We start from the raw sequence: 19114 nt of genomic DNA, 5'->3' as shown, positions 1-19114 counted from the left end.
ATTTACAAAACTTTACAATAATTGAACAGAAAATACACACTACTTTTATATCATTTACTTATAGATTATTAATTAAAACAAGTAGGTGTTAATATATGGACAATTTAGGGGACATATTAAAAGAAACTCGTCAGCGTCGACAACTTTCGCAACTGGAAACAGCTGAAAATATTTGTTCTCAATCTACCCTTTCTGAAATTGAACACAACAAATACATTCCTAACACACAGCTCTTAATCAACTTGTGTCAAAGGCTATCGATTAATTTTGACGATTTACTTCTAGCACAGAATTTTAATATCTGTAAAGATCGTTATTTCAATCAAAAGGTTCGTTCACTGTATAATAGTAGAAACTATCAACTACTCAAGACTTATCTGAATCGTCCTACTGTTATTGAATCGGTTCAAACGGGGAAACAGACGCAAGCCTATTATTTCTATTTAGCTGTATGTGATCTACATTTAGAACACAATTTTGACAGCTCTAAAGAGCTCTTAAAACTATCCCTAGCCAGTGCTGGTCACAGCCGTAAGCAAACTACCTTAACTCGTATCTGCAATATCACCTTGGCTTATGTTTATGCTAAACAAGGACTGCGCATATCCGCTAACAGACAAATTGAATTAGCTCAAAGGGATCTCAATATAATCACTTACGATGAAAATCTCAATATAATTTATTTTGTTGCTGCCCTTTCCTATCTTGCCCTTAACAAATACGATCAAGCTATTGAAATGGTCGAAAAAGGTATCAACTTTACTCGCCAAAACAATTCCCACTTTATGTTATTAGACAGTATCTATTTGATGGCTCATATCACAGAGAAAGTTCAAACTAGATATCATAAACTAGAAAACATTAAAAAACACGATATTTTCAATGATTTCATTCATGAACGTCCTTACGCCAAGGTTAATTAAAAACATCTATAAATGTTATACTTTCTTTAAAAGGAAGGTATAAAAAGATGGATGATGATATTGAATTATTACTTGAAAAGCTTCAAGCAATCGCTCAATCAGGTAAACATTATGGTAAAGATGTTTTTGATTTAGAACGTTATCAGCAGCTTGAGGATGTCGCTAAAAAATTAACAGCACAATTAACACATAATGCGACACCTGAAAATCTGAATATCTTTTTCGATGCAGATACTGGTTATGTCACACCTAAGGTTGATGTCCGTGCCACCACTTTTAAAGACGATAAGATCCTTTTGGTTCGTGAAAAGAGTTCTGGTCAATGGTCCATTCCCGGAGGTTGGGCTGACATCGGTTACTCTGCCGGTGAAATTGCCACCAAAGAAACTTTTGAAGAAGCTGGTATTCACACTAAACCGCTCCGTTTAATTGCTATCAAAGATATGCAAAAGAACCATTATCCTAAGAAGAATCTCAGTTACATTTACAAACTGTTCTTCGAATGTACTCCAACTGAAGACGATATCCATAGTGGTGTTGAAACTTCTGATGTTAAATACTTTACGCTCGATGAAGCTTTGAACTTGAATCTTTCACTAGAACGTAATCTCCCTGAAGATTTCAAAATGGCTTTTAAATGCCATCATTCTAAAGATTGGCAAACTTATTTCGACTAAAAAAGCAGCTCAATTCAATTGCGAATTGAGCTGCTTTTCTTCATATTATAGAAGATGTGCATCTTTCAATAATTCTTCAATATAAGTTCCATGAATCTTCTCCATAACTTTCTTCTCTACCAAGCGTTCCTTAAATGGCAATTTAATATCTTCAAGTTTCTTCTTACCATCTAGATAGTAGATAGCACGCATTAATGTACGTACATCATACGCTGAACCAAAGACCTCAGGAACACCACGATCAACATTCAACAAAGTGTAGACAGCTTCCATGGCTGTTCTAACTGAATATTCTGTTGTGAAGACTGTATCACGATCTGTTTCTGCAAAGTTACCGATGAAGGCTAAGTTCTTTGATCCTTCTGGAACAACTAGTGGACGATCTCCAAGCTTTCTTGGCATGAAGTATGAAGTAATATATGGCATATGTGCTGGAATAGTACTTGCATGATTTTCAGCAATATCCTTGATCTTATCAGTTGGAACACCGATATGATAGAGCCACTCTTCACATAATTCATCACCAGTACATTCCGTGATCTTCTTATTTACGAAGTTACCTGGTTTATCTGAGAATAGTCCATAAACCCAGACAACCAATTCATTATCCTTTTGTCTCTTAAAGTGTTTTTGACGACTGATGGAGTATCCATATAACCAATTGGAATCCTTGATACTTACTGGTCCACTAGTTACGATTGAACCACTATGTGGATCTTTCTTACTGATTTTTTCAATATATGGCGTTACTTCATCATCAGTTAAAGTGATTGTTCCAGAAACAGTCCAGTTTGCTTCAGGGATATTCTTACAGAATTTGTCTGGATGACCAAAAGCTTCATCCTGTTTAGCTAAGTTTTCCCATAACTGCCAACTGCTACCCAATTCGTGTTCAGTTGGTGCTGGATGAGTCTTGTCACCATAAGTTGTGCTCTCAGTAATTGAACCATTTGTTACAAAGACTAAATCATTTTCTGTCAAATTGATTGTGCTATCTTTGCCATCAGTTGTAAGGTCAATTTCTTTAGCCACTTTAGACCCATTTGATGTATCAACTTTAATATTATTTACATGAGTATTGTATGTGAATTGAACACCTTTACTCTCCAAGAACTTAATCAAAGGTTGAATTAATGATTCATATTGATTGTATTTAGTGAATCTCAATGATGAAAGATTTGAAAGTGAATCGATATGATGACAGAAGCGCATCAGGTAACGTCTCATTTCCATAGCACTAGCCCAAGGTTCGAAAGCAAACATTGTTGACCAATAGAGCCAGAAGTTAGAATTCAAAAAGTCCTCTGAGAAGACCTCGTTGATCTTCTTGTCACCCAAATCTTTTTCAGGTGTCATAACTAAATCGAGTAATTCTTGAACTGCCTTTGGTGTTAATGTTAAATCTCCCTCAGTTGGCAATTCTTTACCTTGCTCTTGGATAACTCTGCCATGTGAGAAACTAGGATCTTCTTTATTCAACCAATAAAATTCATCTAAAACAGAAGCATCAGGATTTTCCAATGATGGAATTGATCTGAACAAATCCCAAAGTGTTTCGAAATGAGGTTCCATCTCTCTACCACCACGGATGATATAACCTTTTTGTTCATTCCAAATACCATCCATACTACCACCAGGTAGAGCGAGTTCTTCTAAGACATGAATCTTGTCGCCTTTCATTTGACCATCACGTACGAGGAATGACGCAGCTGCCAAACCAGCTAATCCAGAACCAACAATGTATGCTGATTTGTCATCAACACCAGCTGGTTTCATTGGTCTAGCAAATGCCTCATAATTTCCGTTACTTCTATACATAAGAACCACCTCTTGAATTATTAGCTTTCTTAGTTGAAATCGTTTACAGCTAGAATATAGTTCTTATATTTATAAAATTCAATAGATATTCCAAAATAATATTATTTTTTGAATTCTTTATTTCCTAAAAAATGAGACAATATAAAAAAAGAGTGGTATTTGAGATAATCTCAAACATCACTCTCATTTTAAAATTCTTCATAAACAGCGGGATCTTGGTCTTTGTTACGTCCATCCGGTTTAGTCAATGAATTAATTTTATCCATATCAGTATTTGATATTTCAAAATCAAAAATACTCATATTTTCTACTTGTCTAATTGGAGATGATGACTTAGGAATTGGCACAGTTCCTAATTGATGTTCCCATCGCAAAATAATTTGGCCAACTGACTTATTATATTTCTTACTTAACTCAATCAAAACTGGATCCTTCAACACTGAACTGGCACGGCCAAGTGGACTCCAATCCATCGTGACAATCCCATTATCTTCATCAAATTTACGCATATCGGCTTGATTAAAGTACGGATGCAATTCAATTTGATTAATAGTTGGTAAAATGCCCGTCTCTTCTTTTAATTTATTCAAATGTTCGGGCAAGAAATTACATACACCAATTGATTTAACTAGGCCGAACTTTTGTGCATCAATTAAAGCTTGCCAAGCTTCAACATACATCCCACGTTTAGGATTAGGCCAATGTAACAAATAAAGATCAAAATAATCTAAATGTGCTCGGTAAAGAGATTCTTGCAAGGCGGCGATTGCATCATCATAAGCATAATATCTACCAGGTAATTTAGAAGTCACAACCAATTTATCACGATCAATGCCACTTTCAGAAATAGCACGACCTACAGCACCCTCATTTTCATAATTGTAAGCTGTGTCTAACATCCGATAACCGTTATTGATTGCGGCAACAATACTCTGAACACCTTTACGTCCATTCAATTTGTAAGTTCCAAAACCTATCTCAGGTATTACTTTTCCATCGTTTAATTTGTACATCAACATTCACTCCTTTATAAATCAATATTAACGTAACTCTTTTTAACCAATCAAACAATTGATTTATTGCATAAAAAAAGGCCCTACATCAAAGATGTAAGACCAGAAACCATTCCATAGAAATCTTTGGAATGTATGAAACAGTTTTGTGCGAATAGGCTATACCCGCATCTACTATAATAACACACTATTCCTAAACTACAAAGCTAATCATTAACCATTTGATAAATTTGTTTAACAAATGGCTTAACATCCGCTGCTTTTCTAGAGTAATTCTCTAAAGCTACAACAGCTGTCTTACCATCGTCAGAGATATGGACTACCCCTTGGAAACCGTATCCCCAGCCATTAGCGTAGTTATCATCTTTACCATGATACATACCACCGCCATAAGTACTAATACTTCCGGGAACAAATAATTCATCACGTGATTTCTTCGTCAACATGGACCCATTCATGATGTACTCTTCAGCTTTATACAAATCACTGGCACTCATGAAGACTTGTCCAGTACCTAGTTCATCGTATTCATAATATCTCTTAGTATAGAAAATGTTTTGATAATCCATCTTGATCGACAAAGGATTAGGGTTGTTATATCCAATTGCTTTAACAACGTCTGGAGAATAGTCATAAGCAAAGATAGTATGTTTGAGATTTAGTTTATTAGTATATGTCTCTGTAAATAATTGTTGATAAGTTTTGCCAGTTACTTTTTCCAAAATACCACAAAGTAGATTGAAATTAATGGCTTGATAATTCCACTTATCGTGTAATAAACCGATATATTTTGTATTCTTAATATCGGCATTTATAATTTCTGAATCTGACATGACTCTGTATGGTCCGACGTCCCCCTTTAGCATTAAGCCTGACGTCATAGCCATCATTTGTCTGAGTGTTATGTTATTACTACCTGGAACCTCGGGATAAAATTGTGACAATTTGTCATTCAAGCTCAATTTATTTTCTTGAACTAATTTCATGACCATTGCCGCTGTTAAATTCTTCTGAATCGAATCTATTTCATACGATGTTTCATCATTATTATAAAGACTCGTACCGTAATTAGAATATCCTCGACTAGTTTCAAATATCGGTTTGCCATTCTTTACAACCAACAAACTGCCGGAAAAGCCTTTTTGATCAAGAATCTTATTGGCTTTTTGAGCAAACTCATCAGTGTAATTCGTATCAACCGAACTATCTACACATGCAGTCGATGGTGCAATACCAAGCAAGGCAGATGAAAGCATTAAAATGGGTAAAAACATTTTTTTCATAATATTCACCTTAAAACCTGTTTGAATACCTTCCTTAAGTGTTAAGTATAGATTATTTTTCAAAAAATTAATAACATTTTAGTCAAAATTTTCAATATGTCTACTTTCACTAGAATCATTGCAATATGGTAGAATATAGCCAATAAGAAATGAAGGAGATTTAAATGAAAACAATAATAATAATTGCCATTATTTTAGTGATAATTGTCGCCTATGCAGGTATGTACAATAGTTTGGTAAAATATCGCAATCGTGCTCGTGAGTTCAGTTCTCAAATTGATGTTCAACTAAAACGTCGTACTGACTTAATTCCTAACTTGGTCGAAACTGTCAAAGGTTACGCTACACATGAAAAGGAAACACTAGCAAATGTTGTTGCTATGAGAAACAACGTTACTAACGCTGACAGTCTCCAAGATAAGGTTGAGGCCGATAACGCTTTGACTGGCGCTTTAAGACAAGTTTTTGCTTTAGCTGAAAGTTATCCAGATTTGAAAGCTAATCAACAATTTTCACAACTAATGGAAGAACTTTCAAATACTGAAAATAAAGTATCTTATGCACGTCAAGCTTACAACAGTCAAGTTCAAGCCTATGATACCGCCATTGAAACATTCCCTCGTAACCTTATCGCCGGTATCCATGGATTCAAGGAAATGGACTTTCTCCAAATCCCTGACGCTGAAAAAGCTGCACCTAAGGTTAAATTTTAATCAGGTCTTCCTATGATTTATGAACAAATTGACCGTAATAAACGTAAAACTTACTTTATTTTCTTTTTCTTCTTTTTGTTACTAGCAGCTTTAGGTAGTTTTATCGGTGCTTATTTCTTTGACAATATCTATTCAGGCATCGTCATTGCATTAGTAATCGCCATTGTCTATACACTGATAACTTATTTTCAATCAACCAGTATTGTCATGCAGATGAATGGTGCTAGGAAACTAGAATCCGCCAAGGATGCTCCTGATCTCTGGCATATTGTAGAGGACCTTTCAATGGTTGCCGATATCCCTTTACCAGAGATTTACATTATTGATGATCCTAGTCCCAATGCCTTTGCTACTGGACGTGATCCCCAACATGCAGCTGTGGCTGTTACCAGTGGCCTTTATCAAATGATGAATCGTGAAGAACTCGAAGGTGTTTTGGCCCATGAAATCTCTCATGTTAAAAATTACGATATTCGAGTATCAACAATTTCTGTTGCTCTATCATCAGCCATCATTTTGATTTGTTCAATTATCGGTAACGCCTATCGTTGGTGGATTCCTATGGACCGTGACGATCGTGATAACAACAATTCTGGAGCCATCCGGGTTGTTCTTTGGTTAGTCGGTTTAGTCTTTGCTATTTTGGGACCATTGATTGCTAGTTTAGTTCAAATGGCTATTTCCAGAAATCGTGAGTACTTGGCCGATGTATCTGGTGCTGAATTGACCCGTAATCCTCAAGGATTGATCAATGCTCTGGAAAAATTAAAAGAAAGCACTAAACCAATGCGTCGAGTTGATGATGCAAGTGCATCTCTGTATATTGATGATCCAACCAAAAAGAAACACTTTTCAGGACTTTTCGATACTCATCCACCTTTAGATGATCGTATTGCTGCCTTGAAAAAAACTTTTGAATAGTATAAAAATAGCTCACTCAACTTTTATGGTTGAATGAGCTATTTTTTATGGACTAAATAAAATCATGACCAACAAAACCGGTCTTATCATCGTCAGTAATAGGACGAATAACCTTACAAGGATTACCAGCAGCGATAACTTTATCAGGAATATCATGTATTACGACACTACCCGCACCTATAATTACGTCACTTCCAATTGTCACTCCTGGCAAAACCGTTACATTAGCAGCCAACCAAGTCCGATTACCTATCGAAATTGGTTTGGCAATACACCCACCAATTTCACGCTCTTTAGCATCAAACAGATGATTGCTAGTATATAAACCAACTTTAGGTCCAAATAAAACTTTATTTCCTACCGTTACTTTAGCTCCATCCAGAATCACACAATCATAGTTTGCGTAAAAATCATCTCCGACAAAAATATTATGTCCGAATTCACAACGAAAATTAGGATTAATGAATGGCGCTTTACCTGCTCCACCAAATAATTGACGAACCAATTCTTCTTTCTTTGCTTCATCACTTTCGTTATTAATTTTAGTAGTTAATTCCGTTGATTTTGCTCTAGCATCAACCAATAATTGATCCAAATCATCATATGGCCGTCCGGTTGACATATATTGAAATTTTTCATCTAAATTCATCTTTTCCCCCTGCTTGCACATTAATACTTATTAAGTGAATTTTATCATGAATTATTATAATTTTTTCAATTATCCAGAGTAATTCCGAATTAATTTTCAGAATTCAGCAAATAATGTTCTAGATTTCTGAAAATATATGATAAAATCATACATGGAGATTTCCAAAATCTTCATAGTAAGGGGAACGATTTTATGTATATGTTATTGCTTGTTTTATTAGGTGCCATCGTGTTGTTTACAACATTCATGGTCAAGCCTAAAAAACGTCTGCACCGCAAACTGGTATCTTTAGGATTACTACTGATTGTGGTTGGTGGTTCAGGCGTTTACGAATCCTACCAGAACAATGGGATTGGGACTGGCGATAACCCAAAGCAAGTAGAAAAAAGCAAATCTTACTCGGGTTCTAGTCTGGCCAATCTGAATTACAATGGTAGCCAAGAAATAGAAGTTAATAACAATACGCCTACTTTTACAAAATCCGAACTAAATGTCTCAAATGGTCCCTGGCAAGAATTCGCCGATTTAGATAACCTAAACCGTGCAATTCAAGCTGATGCACTATTAAGCAAGAGCTTAATGCCTACCCAAAAGCGTGAAGCACTTTATGTTAATCCAACCGGTTGGCACAATAAGCGCATCAAGGGTGGCTGGCTATATAATCGTTCACACCTCATTGGTTATCAGTTAACTGGACAGAATAATAATCCTAAGAACTTGATGACTGGTACTCGCTCTCTGAATTCACCAGAAATGCTCAAACACGAAAACGATATTGCCTACTACCTAAAGCAAAATCCTAGCAACTTCATCAGATATCGAGTCAAACCGATATATCGTAATGATGAATTAGTTGCACGTGGCGTTCAAATGATGGCTGAATCAATGACTTCATCAGGTCAACCAGATAAAGCAGTATCTTTCAATGTGTATATTTTTAACGTTGAGAATGGTGTTAAGATTAACTATAGCGATGGTACAAGTGTAGTTAATAATAATTATTAAGGAGATGGTCGTAGTGCAATATAGTACAGGAGATAAAGAAGTTTTCGATCTAATCAAAAAGGAAGAAGAACGACAAAATAGAAATATTGAGTTGATTGCTTCTGAAAACCTTGTTTCTGACAATGTTAGAAAAGCTCAAGGATCAGTTTTAACAAACAAATATGCTGAAGGTTATCCAGGGCATCGTTACTATGGTGGTTGTGAATATATCGATCAAATTGAACAAATCGCTATTGATCGTGCCAAAAAGTTATTCAACGCCGAATATGCTAACGTTCAACCTCATTCAGGTTCACAAGCTAATGCTGCAGCTTACCAAGCAGTTCTAAAACCTGGTGACTCTGTTTTAGGTATGGATCTTAATGCTGGTGGTCACTTGACACACGGCTCAAAAGTTAACTTTTCTGGTAAAATGTATAACTTCCATTCATATGGTGTTAACGCTGAAGGTTTCATCGATTATGATGACGTTCAAAGAATCGCCGAAGAAGTAAAACCAAAACTTATCGTTGCTGGTGCTTCTGCATACAGTCGTATTATCGACTTTAACAAATTCCGTGAAATTGCCGACTCCGTTGGTGCTTACCTAATGGTTGATATGGCTCACATTGCTGGATTAGTTGCTGTTGGTTTACATCCAAATCCAGTTGGCGTTGCTGATATCGTTACAACAACTACTCACAAGACTCTTAGAGGTCCTCGTGGTGGTATGATCCTTGCCAAAGCTGAATTAGGCAAAAAGATCAACTCTGCTATTTTCCCAGGAACTCAAGGTGGTCCACTAGAACATGTTATTGCTGGTAAGGCAGTTGCTTTCGGTGAAGATCTTCAACCTCAATTCAAGGATTACATGGAACAAGTTGTGAAAAATGCTGCAGCTATGGCCAAAGTTATCAATGATGCTGACAACCTATCAGTTCTAACCGGTGGTACAGACAATCACTTGCTAAACGTGGTTCTAACTGAAACAGATATGAATGGTATGGAAGTTCAAAACCTTCTTGATACAATTCACATCACAACTAACAAGGAAGCTATTCCTAATGATCCATTACCTCCTAAGTACACATCTGGACTACGTCTAGGTACTCCTGCTATCACATCAAGAGGCTTTAACGAAGAAGATTGTGAAGAAGTAGCACGTATTATTGTTGACGCTATTAAGTATCACAATGATCCTGAAGAATTAAAGAAATTAGATGCTCGTACAAAAGCACTAACAGACAAGCATCCTATCAAATAGAAATTACTAAAACAGAGCTGAAGCTCTGTTTTTTTTGTTGACATTTTAGTTTACAGCTATTATCATAAGTTTAAACATTTAAACCCATTAAATTAAGGAGATCAATATGGCTGAAGAAACAATGAACCTTTTTCGAAAAGGTATGCCCATCTTTGGTATCTTTCAAGATGAGAATCGTCAGAAAATAATTTTGCTACTATGTAAAAATAAAGAATTAACTGTCAATCAAATTACTGAACAAATTAACTTATCACGTCCGGCCGTCTCCCACCACCTCAAATTAATGCTAGATGCTGGTGTTATCGCTGTAAACAAAGTCGGTAAAGAACGTTTATATCATGTTTCACTAGATGACACAGTTCAACTGCTCAAAGATTTAACTGTTTCACTCGAGAATAGCATTTCATCCAAGTAGGATGAAATTTATTTTTTGCCCAATAGGTTCAAATGTTTAAACTCATTATTAGGAGAATATTATGACAACTATCTTCACACCTTTAACTTTAAAAAATGGTACTACTATTAAAAATAGATTTGCTAAAGCTGCTTTAAGCGAAACCTTAGGTAATAAAAACTATCAACCAACAAAAGAACTTATCTCCCTTTATCAAAAGTGGGCTCAAGGTGGCACTGGTCTTCTTATTACCGGAAACGTTATGGTCGACCGCAATGCTCGTGGTGAATATGGCAATATTGTTGTCGATCATCAGCAGGATTTGAATTTATTAAAGAAATGGGCTCTAACCGGAACCACGAATGATACCAAAATTTTCATGCAATTAAATCATCCCGGTAAGCAGTCACCTAAAACTATCAGTAAAGAGCCAGTTGCTCCTAGTGCTGTTCCTATGACTGGTTCTAACGGTTTTGCTTTTAATACACCTAGAGCCTTAAGCATTGAAGAAATTAAACAGATTATCAATAAGTTCATCGAAGCTGCAGCAATTGCACAACAAGCTGGCTTTTCAGGAGTCGAAATCCATGCAGCTCACGGATACCTTTTGAACCAATTCCTTTCACCACATGATAATCAACGAAATGATGAATACGGTGGCACATTGGAAAATAGAATGCGCATCTTAACCGAAATTTATACTGGCATTCGCGAAAAAGTTGGCCGTGACTTCCCTATTGCTTTAAAAATCAATTCATCCGATTTTCGTTCAGATGGTTTCTCTGAAGAAGACTCACTTCAAGTAATTCAAAAAATGGATCAATTAGGTATTGATTTGATTGAAATTTCTGGCGGTAATTACGAAAATCCTAAAATGCAAGGAATCGGTAAAGGTGCTTTCTTCATTGACTACGCTCAAAAAGTAAAACAGACTATTTCAACTCCAATTATTGTTATAGGCGGCTTCAATACTGCTACTGGTATGGAGAATGCTATTCAAAATAACGAAACTGACTTTATCGGATTAGCTCGCCCTCTAGTTATGGTGCCTGACTTACCTAACCAATTGAAATGGGGTAACTTTACTTCTGTAAAACTACATCATTTAACTACTGGTTCAAAAAAATTGGATAAAAAAGTGGGATCATTGATTGGTTTAAGTTTCTATCAACAACAAATGTTGCGCATTGCTGAAGGTAAAGCAATTCAACACACAACCAATGCTTGGGGAGCCTTGCTGTTCTCCCTCAAACATCAAGGATTATCTGCTTTAATGCCACAACGTGATAAGGAGTAACTTATGAAAAAAGTTCTAGTTGTTTTAACAAATACAATTGAATATAAAGGCACTGACCAAGCTACCGGACTCTGGTTAGGTGAAGCCACCGAATTCGTTGATGAAGTGACTAAAGCCGGATTTGAAGTCGATTACGTTAGCCCCAAAGGCGGTTTCGTTCCTCTTGATCCTCGCAGTTTCAAATATACCGACAAATCCACTATGGATATTTACAGCAGTTCTGATTTTCAACAACGAGCTTTAACCAACTCACTGAAGCCAGCACAAATTCAACCCAAGGATTATCAAGCTATTTATTATACTGGCGGACACGGAGTTATGTGGGACTTCCCTACCAATCCCGAATTGCAAAATATTACCCAAAAAATTTATCAACAAGGTGGCTTCGTAACTTCCGTCTGTCACGGCATTGCTGGTTTACTCAATGTTAAAGATAATGACGGCAATTACTTGATTGCTGGTAAAAAAATTACTGGCTTTACAACTGCTGAAGAAATTTTAGCTGGTAAAAGAAAAGTTGTGCCATTCCTCAATGAAGAAGTTGCTAAAATACACGGTGCCAACTTTCAAAAGAAACGTGCCTACAAAGAATTTGCTATCCAAGATGGTCAACTTATCACCGGACAAAATCCTTTTTCCGCTAGAGCCGTTGCTAGAATATTAATTGAGAATAATTAAAAACAGTACAAAAAGTCCAGAAGCATATGCTTCTGGACTTTTCGTTTAGCTACGGATAAAGGGGTTTATCACGTACTCATAAATAAATATGGGAAAAATATTCGGAATCATCTGATTCCACTTAACAGTATATGACTTGCCAGTGTCGCTATATGTCAAAATCCCACCTTATACGAAAATAATTGTATAAAGTGAGATTTTTTTAACATTTAATTTCTATTGAGAAAATTATTTAACATCCTTTGCTGCAAGCCATTCATTAGTGGCAACTCGATACATTGTTTGACCATTGATTTGAGCTGTTCTGTCAGTTCTCCATGCAGTATCAGCGCCTAGCACACGGTTAGTAATTTTTTCACCCTTACTGTTATACAAAGTTGTTTGCTTATCAGTTCTTATAACCGAATCAATTAGTTTGATTTCCAAACCATTATTTACTTTAACCCATTCGTTTGTGGCAACACGTAGATAAGTTACGCCTTTAACAACTTTCTTCTGGTCAACCTTCCATGCTGTATTCTTACCAAGGCCAACGTTTGTGAGCAACGTACCATTATCGTTGTATAATTCAGTACCTGTCGTTGGTGTATATACTGAGCTATATGATGTAGCTGGTGTTGTTGTCTCATCGCTATTCTTATTTTCATCAGTAGTTGTTGAAGTATTTGTATTATTGTTGGTTGAAGTACCTGTATTTGTATTCGAACCAGTATTTGTTGTATTTCCTGTGTTCGTGTTTGAACCAGTATTTGTTGTGCTTCCTGTATTTGTGTTTGAACCAGTATTTGTTGAGTCAGTATCTGGTGGTAATACAACAACATCCTTAGAAGCTACCTGCTTAGAATTATCTCCCAAGTATTGATCCCACGTACCATTTCCTAGAATTGGATTTTCAACATAATGAACTCCAAAGTGGAAAGTTACACCTTTACCGCCTTTTTCTTCTAAGAATTGATCAATTTCATTGGGAGTCAAATTTCTCTTAATTGTTCCATCATTTGCGGTGGCTGTCGCAAAAATAGCATAATTATTTGCCTTATTATCATCATGCCTAAAGTAAAGGTCACTTCTATCTTTATTATCATTAAAATGCATGAAAAATTCATCTGTATTATGATTGTCTGAACTAAAAGCTCCAAAAATATTAGTTTGAGGTGTCAAATCACTAGCATCAAGCCTAAACCATCCATCTGAACCAACTATATATACCAACCCGTAATCATCGTTAGTAATCAAAGGCATATCTTTAGTAACTTTAAAACTATTCTTCATCTGACTTTCCCATTTTTGGGCATCCGCCTTCTGAGCTGCAGTTATATCCGTAGAGTTAGAAAGTTTTTCTTGACCTGAATTGTCCGGGAGTATAGATGACATTTGATAAGCTTCATTACTTTCAGTCGTAGATGAAATTGGACTACCGTTTTTCGTATAAGTTGGAATACCATTTGGAAGGATAATTCCGGTAACAGCATTAGTCTTGGGATTCCTTTGCAATTTAGGTACTATGTATTCTTGATCCACTGAATATCCTTCAAATACAGGCATTCTTAATTCTTCATTATTGTCAAAGTCTTTCCCATTAACATAGACACTGTTATAGGAAATGTTTATTTGTTTACCATCTTTAATGGCTGGAAAAGTACCGGTTATATGACATTCACCTTTTATTCCAGTCCAATTGTCTTCTACACTAGTTTTGTATACTTTACTAGTATCAGTGGCATTTGTTTTAGTATCTTCATTCACTGTATCTGCTTTAGCAGTAATCTCTGTTGCAGAATTAAAAACAGGTACAGCAATTGGTGCAACAGCTAACAAGGCTACAGCTGTAATCCCCATATATTTAATATTTTTATTCAAAATCCCATTCCTCCATAACATTTTCTTTACTAAGAAAGATTAGCATAGGGGTATGTCACAATATGACAATTACACAGCTCTATCAAATTTTTTTGAAATTTTTATTTAATATTTTTTAAAGTCCTTGCTAGATGTTCCAAATTGCCTAGCAAGTCCTTTTTTTCACCTTCGGACCAATCTTTCAAAGCTGAATCAATCATTTCTACTCTGGTTTTATCTAAAACTTTTTTCAATTCTTCTCCTGATTCCGACAAAACTATTGAGCGAACTCGAGCATCTTTTTCTCCATCTTTAGTAGTGACGAGTTGTTTTTGTTCCAGCTTATCGATTTGTCGACTAACACTAGAATGACTTTTGCCTAAAAGATTAGCTAGATCAGAGACATTCGTTGGTTGCATACGACCGATAGTCACAAATAACTGAAATGACACTGCTTCTAAATCAACTCCAGCTTGTTTGATAAAAGCTTGATCACGGTCAGTTCGATTAAAAAATGAAACGATGCTTACCAATGATTCAATTAATTGATTATCCATTATTTCATCACCACCACTGCACGAGGGTTCAAAGGTGCCTGCCAAGCTTGTTCTATATCTGCTAGTTTGAATTCATTCACCGGCATTTCTACTTTTTCTTCCGCGGCCCAATTAAATACACCGTTGATAGCTGAAAGTAGCTCTGACATTGTGGCACTTTTAACACCACTGCCCAAAATTTCAATAGCGGATGAACGCAAAATTGCTGATGGCAAAGCTATATCACTTTGACCGGCTGAGGCACCAATGCTAACAAATTTGGTTACATGATGACCACCGAATTTAGCAACTGCTGTCATAATAGCTAACGCACTATCACCCCAAAGATAATCCAATACAACGTCAACACCATCTTTAAATACTTCTGCCAAGTCATTTGTTAATTGATTAGCACCATCGGTTTTGTCCATATCAAAGGCAATTGCTTTATCAGCTTCTAATTTGGCCAACTTCGTTGCATTTCTTCCAGTGACAATTACTTTTTTAGCTCCTAAATGATAGGCAATTTTGACAGCTAAACTTCCGGCAGTTCCTGTGGCACCATTAATCAAAACCGTTTGACCAGCTTGAAAATGTGCTCGACTAACCAAGGCAGCCCAAGATGACATCCCTGGATTAGCAATAGCAGCAGCTGTAACATCATTAATACCATCTGGTAATGCCACCATGAGTTGCTTATTGATCAATGTTTGTTCTGCTAAAGACCCAAAGGGTGCATTAGTAGCTAAGAAATAAACTCTTTTTCCATCAGCCTCACCTACTCCATCTGTCCCGGCCACGTTTGGATAAACATGATCGGCTGAATAATGATTTCCTAGAGCTCTCATTTTAGTTAAATTACTTAAGGCTGATGCCTTAACATTTACAAGTACATTTTTCTCTTTAGATTTCGGTTCTTCAAAAGTTGAATAAATTGGTGTAGTTCCCTTTTCTGTAACGATTGCTGCTTTCATAAATTAATTACCTCTTTTTTAAATTTATATTTAATATATTATGTGTGTTTTGCACTTAATTAAAATAGCACCAATAGGTGCAAAGTGCAACTAATTTCACTCTAAAAAAATAGACCTTATCAAAATTTGATAAGATCTATTACTTTTTAATCGGTTGCGTCAGCTGTATCAGTAACCTTATTTTTAGATTTATGCTCATATCTGTAGTAAAGTGTGAAACCAACTAAACCGAAGATAACTGGTCCAATAATTGTCCAAAGAGCATCTGTATATGCACCTTCCATAATTGGTTGGAGCAATGTAAAGATAATGGCGAAAGCCAAAACTAAGAAGACAACTGTTGTAACAGTCCACATAGCTTTTTTATTCTTATAGAAGAAATATGGTTTTTCAATATTCTTATTCATATTAAAGAATGGATATGCACCAACTAAGAATAAGTATGGAACAGTTGTAGAAACATTAGCCATCAATGTCAAAACATTATAAAGTGCTTTAGCATTCTTACCACCCATATCAACGATTAAGATAAGGACGATAACAACAGCGGCTTGAATCCACATTGCATAAGCAGGCATACCATGTTTATTTAGCTTTGTAACTTTTGAAGGCCACAAGTCCTTTGGTGTACCCAAGATGAATGACTTCAATGGTGAATAAATCAAAACAAAGAAAGCACCCATGTAAAGAACAAACATATCGAAACCAGTAAATCTAGCTAACCATTCACCTAAGGCGATGGCAGCGGCACTACCTAAACCAATATGACTACCAAATTGGTAACCAAGATTACTCATCATAACGTAAGTAATATTACCTAAGTTAACATTACCTTTAGCAATAACGGCGTTCCAGTTAGTACTCATTGACCAACAGAAAATAGTTAATGAATAAACTAAAGCCATAATAACAGCCGCAATTAAAACACCACGTGGGAAATCCTTTTTAGGATTCTTCATACTATCAGTAACACCACCAACAGATTCCATACCACCGTATGCAAAGATTGCATAAACAATGAAGGAAACCATCCCTAGTGGTGAAGCAAATGCAGGATTAGCAGAATGGATAAATGTGTCTAAGCCATTGATAGGTTCAGCTGTGTGGAATCCTGACATAAACAAAACTGCCAAACTTAAAACAAAGAAAATAACTTGTAAGGCAATTGTCATAATTCCACCAAAATTAGAAATCTTGGAAATTTTATCAATACCTTGTGAAGCTGTGTATGTAACAAATATGATCCAAAGAACAGCTAGAATACCAATAACTTGTGTAGCACTTAATCCAAATAATCCCCATGTTTGTGTGGCATCATGTCCTGCAAACATTGTTGAAAGTGGAATCCAAACTTTTGAAGAAGTTGACACTAGCCAAACTTCCCATGAAGCTAACCACATAAAGGTACCGATGAATGCCCATTTTGCACCAACAGCTCCTTCAATCCAGGAATAAATTCCACCCTTTGCTTCATTAAAGGCGGCACCATATTCAGCTACCATGAATCCTACAGGTAGGAAGAATAGAAGTGCAGCGAAAATGTACCAAATAATACTTGCCAATCCCATTTGCTCGTAAGCAACAGTAGTATTAGCGAATCCAAAGATTGCCGTGAAAATCATCATTATTAATCCAAATAATGTGATTGTTTTTTTCGGCGAATTGCCATCATTCATTTTATAAAACCCCTCATTTAATTTTCAATGTACAAATTTTTACAAATTCATATCCGTCTTGAAGTTAAGAGGTGAAAAATCAGTCGAGTCCGTAATTAATTGAGCGATTAGCTCTTTATAACCATCAATTGAAAGTTTTGCCATTTCAAATGAAGCTTTTGTTAAATAATTAGGTAATTCCTCATCATCTTTGCTTGAAGCTTGCTCATCAAAATCATGCAACTTTTTACGTAACGTGATATTGATAGCCTCTTGCTTGTCTTGGAACATTTTTCCAAGTTCTTTATAATGACTGTCTAGTAAAACTCCAGCCAATTTGTAGGTCCAATAAGCTGACTTACTGTCGTATGGTAGTTCTCCAAGTTTGTATTCTTCAGGAGTATCTGTCATTCCCATATAGAAAGGAACATAGATACTTTGTGAAGCTACACCCATGGCTAACCAGTGCACACAAGCAATTTCAGGAGCCATATTAGGTCTTACTTGTAAGACATGTGACTCTTGTGTTTTAGCCAAACTAATTGGACGGAAACGTTTGTTATCCTTTGACTCATTCAATGGATCATAAGGCGTCTTTTGGAAATGTGAAGCCAAGTAATCTTGAGCATCATCGACACTCAATAAACGATTAGCCTTTTTGATAAAAGACAAGTTTTCACTTTCAGGACTTTCATCCGTCTTACCAGAAAACTCTTGTTGGCCCCACCAAACCCGTGGCGTACTGTAAATCTCATCGGATAGAGTATGCGTTCCAAAAATTTCTCTAAAATTGAACGTATCTGGTTTAGCATTCAAGTGATTGTCAGAAACAAATTTTTGAATATCCTTGTGATACAAGAAATTCTTTTCATCGTCAAAGTCAATCTCTTGAATTGCTAATTGATTGGCTACCACAGCGTAGCTATCGTCGGGAATGCGCTGTGCTACCCAATAGTGACCTGATCCACTTTCGAAATACCAAACCTCATCTCTGTCAGAGAAAAGGACTCCGTTAGTTTCACAAGTTCCGTATTTTTCAATAATTTCACCTAAACGCAAGACGCCTTCTTTAGCCGTCTTGATATAAGGCAAAACTACTGTAATCATAGCTTCCTCACCAATACCATTTATTTCAAGAGGATCTGCACCTAAAACACGTTGGTTAGAATAAGCACTTTCGGTAGCACTCATCCCAACTCCGTATTCATTAAAGCCATCCTCTTCGAATAGGCCTTCTTTTGAAGTCCATTCAGGAGTAGCGGAATATTTACTGCGAATCTTAGGTAAGTCCATTTGAAAATCATTGGCTTGAGAAATAAATTTTTGTTGCTCAGTAAATTCTTTATGTTCATGAATCACAAAATGTTTAGGCCAAGATGCCTTTGCATCCTCGTTTCTACCAATAATAGTAGAACCATCAACAGTTGCGCCCTTACCAATCAAAATACTGGTACATGCAGATAAAGAACTCTTGTTATACTCTAATGCCATCAAAT

The 19114-nt window shown here is 36.1% G+C and carries 18 protein-coding genes; 9 read left to right on the top strand and 9 right to left on the bottom strand.

All coding sequences use genetic code 11. The features are described 5' to 3' along the window. Positions 1–95 precede the first annotated feature (95 nt). Positions 96–923, top strand: coding sequence for a helix-turn-helix domain-containing protein (locus tag FC97_RS01385; protein WP_054643379.1), 828 nt, complete (start codon positions 96–98; stop codon positions 921–923). Between the two features lie 47 nt (positions 924–970). Further along, positions 971–1600, top strand: coding sequence for an NUDIX hydrolase N-terminal domain-containing protein (locus tag FC97_RS01380; RefSeq protein ID WP_056967674.1), 630 nt, complete (start codon positions 971–973; stop codon positions 1598–1600). 45 nt (positions 1601–1645) lie between these two features. Here FC97_RS01380 and FC97_RS01375 read toward each other — a convergent pair whose 3' ends face one another. The 3 genes from FC97_RS01375 to FC97_RS01365 all read right to left on the bottom strand — a co-directional run bounded on the left by FC97_RS01375 (position 1646) and on the right by FC97_RS01365 (position 5714). Then, positions 1646–3418, bottom strand: a complete 1773-nt coding sequence (locus tag FC97_RS01375) for an oleate hydratase (RefSeq protein WP_054643378.1) — start codon at positions 3416–3418, stop codon at positions 1646–1648. A gap of 188 nt (positions 3419–3606) precedes the next feature. Continuing rightward, positions 3607–4437 carry an aldo/keto reductase gene (locus tag FC97_RS01370; protein ID WP_054643377.1) on the bottom strand — a complete coding sequence of 277 codons (831 nt, stop codon included), beginning with the start codon at positions 4435–4437 and terminating at the stop codon, positions 3607–3609. 200 nt (positions 4438–4637) lie between these two features. Further along, on the bottom strand, positions 4638–5714 hold the full coding sequence (locus tag FC97_RS01365) for a serine hydrolase domain-containing protein (protein ID WP_056967672.1): 1077 nt from the start codon (positions 5712–5714) through the stop codon (positions 4638–4640). A 164-nt stretch (positions 5715–5878) separates the two neighbouring features. Between FC97_RS01365 and FC97_RS01360 the strand changes: the two genes are divergently transcribed. Beyond that, a complete protein-coding gene (locus tag FC97_RS01360) occupies positions 5879–6427 on the top strand; it encodes a LemA family protein (RefSeq protein WP_025084810.1) in 549 nt (182 codons plus the stop codon). 12 nt (positions 6428–6439) lie between these two features. Then, positions 6440–7348: a zinc metalloprotease HtpX gene (gene htpX / locus FC97_RS01355; protein ID WP_054643376.1), complete on the top strand. Its 909-nt coding sequence runs from the start codon at positions 6440–6442 to the stop codon at positions 7346–7348. Positions 7349–7400: 52 nt separating this feature from the next. Here htpX and FC97_RS01350 read toward each other — a convergent pair whose 3' ends face one another. Beyond that, on the bottom strand, positions 7401–7997 hold the full coding sequence (locus FC97_RS01350) for a sugar O-acetyltransferase (protein ID WP_054643375.1): 597 nt from the start codon (positions 7995–7997) through the stop codon (positions 7401–7403). Positions 7998–8189: 192 nt separating this feature from the next. On the opposite strand from FC97_RS01350, the gene FC97_RS01345 reads away from it, so the two are divergent. From FC97_RS01345 to FC97_RS01325, 5 genes are all read left to right on the top strand, one after another. Further along, positions 8190–9002: a DNA/RNA non-specific endonuclease gene (locus FC97_RS01345; protein WP_054643374.1), complete on the top strand. Its 813-nt coding sequence runs from the start codon at positions 8190–8192 to the stop codon at positions 9000–9002. 4 nt (positions 9003–9006) lie between these two features. Continuing rightward, positions 9007–10245 carry a serine hydroxymethyltransferase gene (glyA, locus tag FC97_RS01340; protein WP_034543912.1) on the top strand — a complete coding sequence of 413 codons (1239 nt, stop codon included), beginning with the start codon at positions 9007–9009 and terminating at the stop codon, positions 10243–10245. Between the two features lie 106 nt (positions 10246–10351). Then, a complete protein-coding gene (locus FC97_RS01335) occupies positions 10352–10660 on the top strand; it encodes an ArsR/SmtB family transcription factor (protein WP_054643373.1) in 309 nt (102 codons plus the stop codon). Positions 10661–10721: 61 nt separating this feature from the next. Continuing rightward, complete coding sequence (locus FC97_RS01330) at positions 10722–11936, top strand: NADH:flavin oxidoreductase/NADH oxidase family protein (RefSeq protein WP_054643372.1); 1215 nt, start codon at positions 10722–10724, stop codon at positions 11934–11936. 3 nt (positions 11937–11939) lie between these two features. After that, positions 11940–12614, top strand: coding sequence for a type 1 glutamine amidotransferase domain-containing protein (locus FC97_RS01325; RefSeq protein WP_054643371.1), 675 nt, complete (start codon positions 11940–11942; stop codon positions 12612–12614). A gap of 228 nt (positions 12615–12842) precedes the next feature. On the opposite strand, the gene FC97_RS13600 is transcribed toward FC97_RS01325, so the two are convergent. The 5 genes from FC97_RS13600 to FC97_RS01300 all read right to left on the bottom strand — a co-directional run bounded on the left by FC97_RS13600 (position 12843) and on the right by FC97_RS01300 (position 19109). Beyond that, on the bottom strand, positions 12843–14474 hold the full coding sequence (locus tag FC97_RS13600) for an SLAP domain-containing protein (RefSeq protein WP_054643370.1): 1632 nt from the start codon (positions 14472–14474) through the stop codon (positions 12843–12845). 101 nt (positions 14475–14575) lie between these two features. Continuing rightward, positions 14576–15010 (bottom strand): MarR family winged helix-turn-helix transcriptional regulator, encoded by a 435-nt coding sequence (locus FC97_RS01315; protein WP_054643369.1) that lies wholly within the window; start codon positions 15008–15010, stop codon positions 14576–14578. Next, complete coding sequence (locus tag FC97_RS01310) at positions 15010–15963, bottom strand: quinone oxidoreductase family protein (protein ID WP_056967670.1); 954 nt, start codon at positions 15961–15963, stop codon at positions 15010–15012. Before FC97_RS01310 ends, FC97_RS01315 begins: the two co-directional genes overlap by 1 nt. A gap of 146 nt (positions 15964–16109) precedes the next feature. Then, positions 16110–17639 (bottom strand): glutamate/gamma-aminobutyrate family transporter YjeM, encoded by a 1530-nt coding sequence (gene yjeM, locus FC97_RS01305; RefSeq protein ID WP_054643368.1) that lies wholly within the window; start codon positions 17637–17639, stop codon positions 16110–16112. Between the two features lie 39 nt (positions 17640–17678). Beyond that, positions 17679–19109 (bottom strand): C69 family dipeptidase, encoded by a 1431-nt coding sequence (locus tag FC97_RS01300; RefSeq protein ID WP_054643367.1) that lies wholly within the window; start codon positions 19107–19109, stop codon positions 17679–17681. Positions 19110–19114: the final 5 nt, after the last annotated feature.

It is taken from the genome of Companilactobacillus kimchii DSM 13961 = JCM 10707 (genome assembly GCF_001435445.1).
GTDB lineage: Bacteria > Bacillota > Bacilli > Lactobacillales > Lactobacillaceae > Companilactobacillus > Companilactobacillus kimchii.
This window is presented reverse-complemented; position numbering and strand designations above follow the sequence as displayed.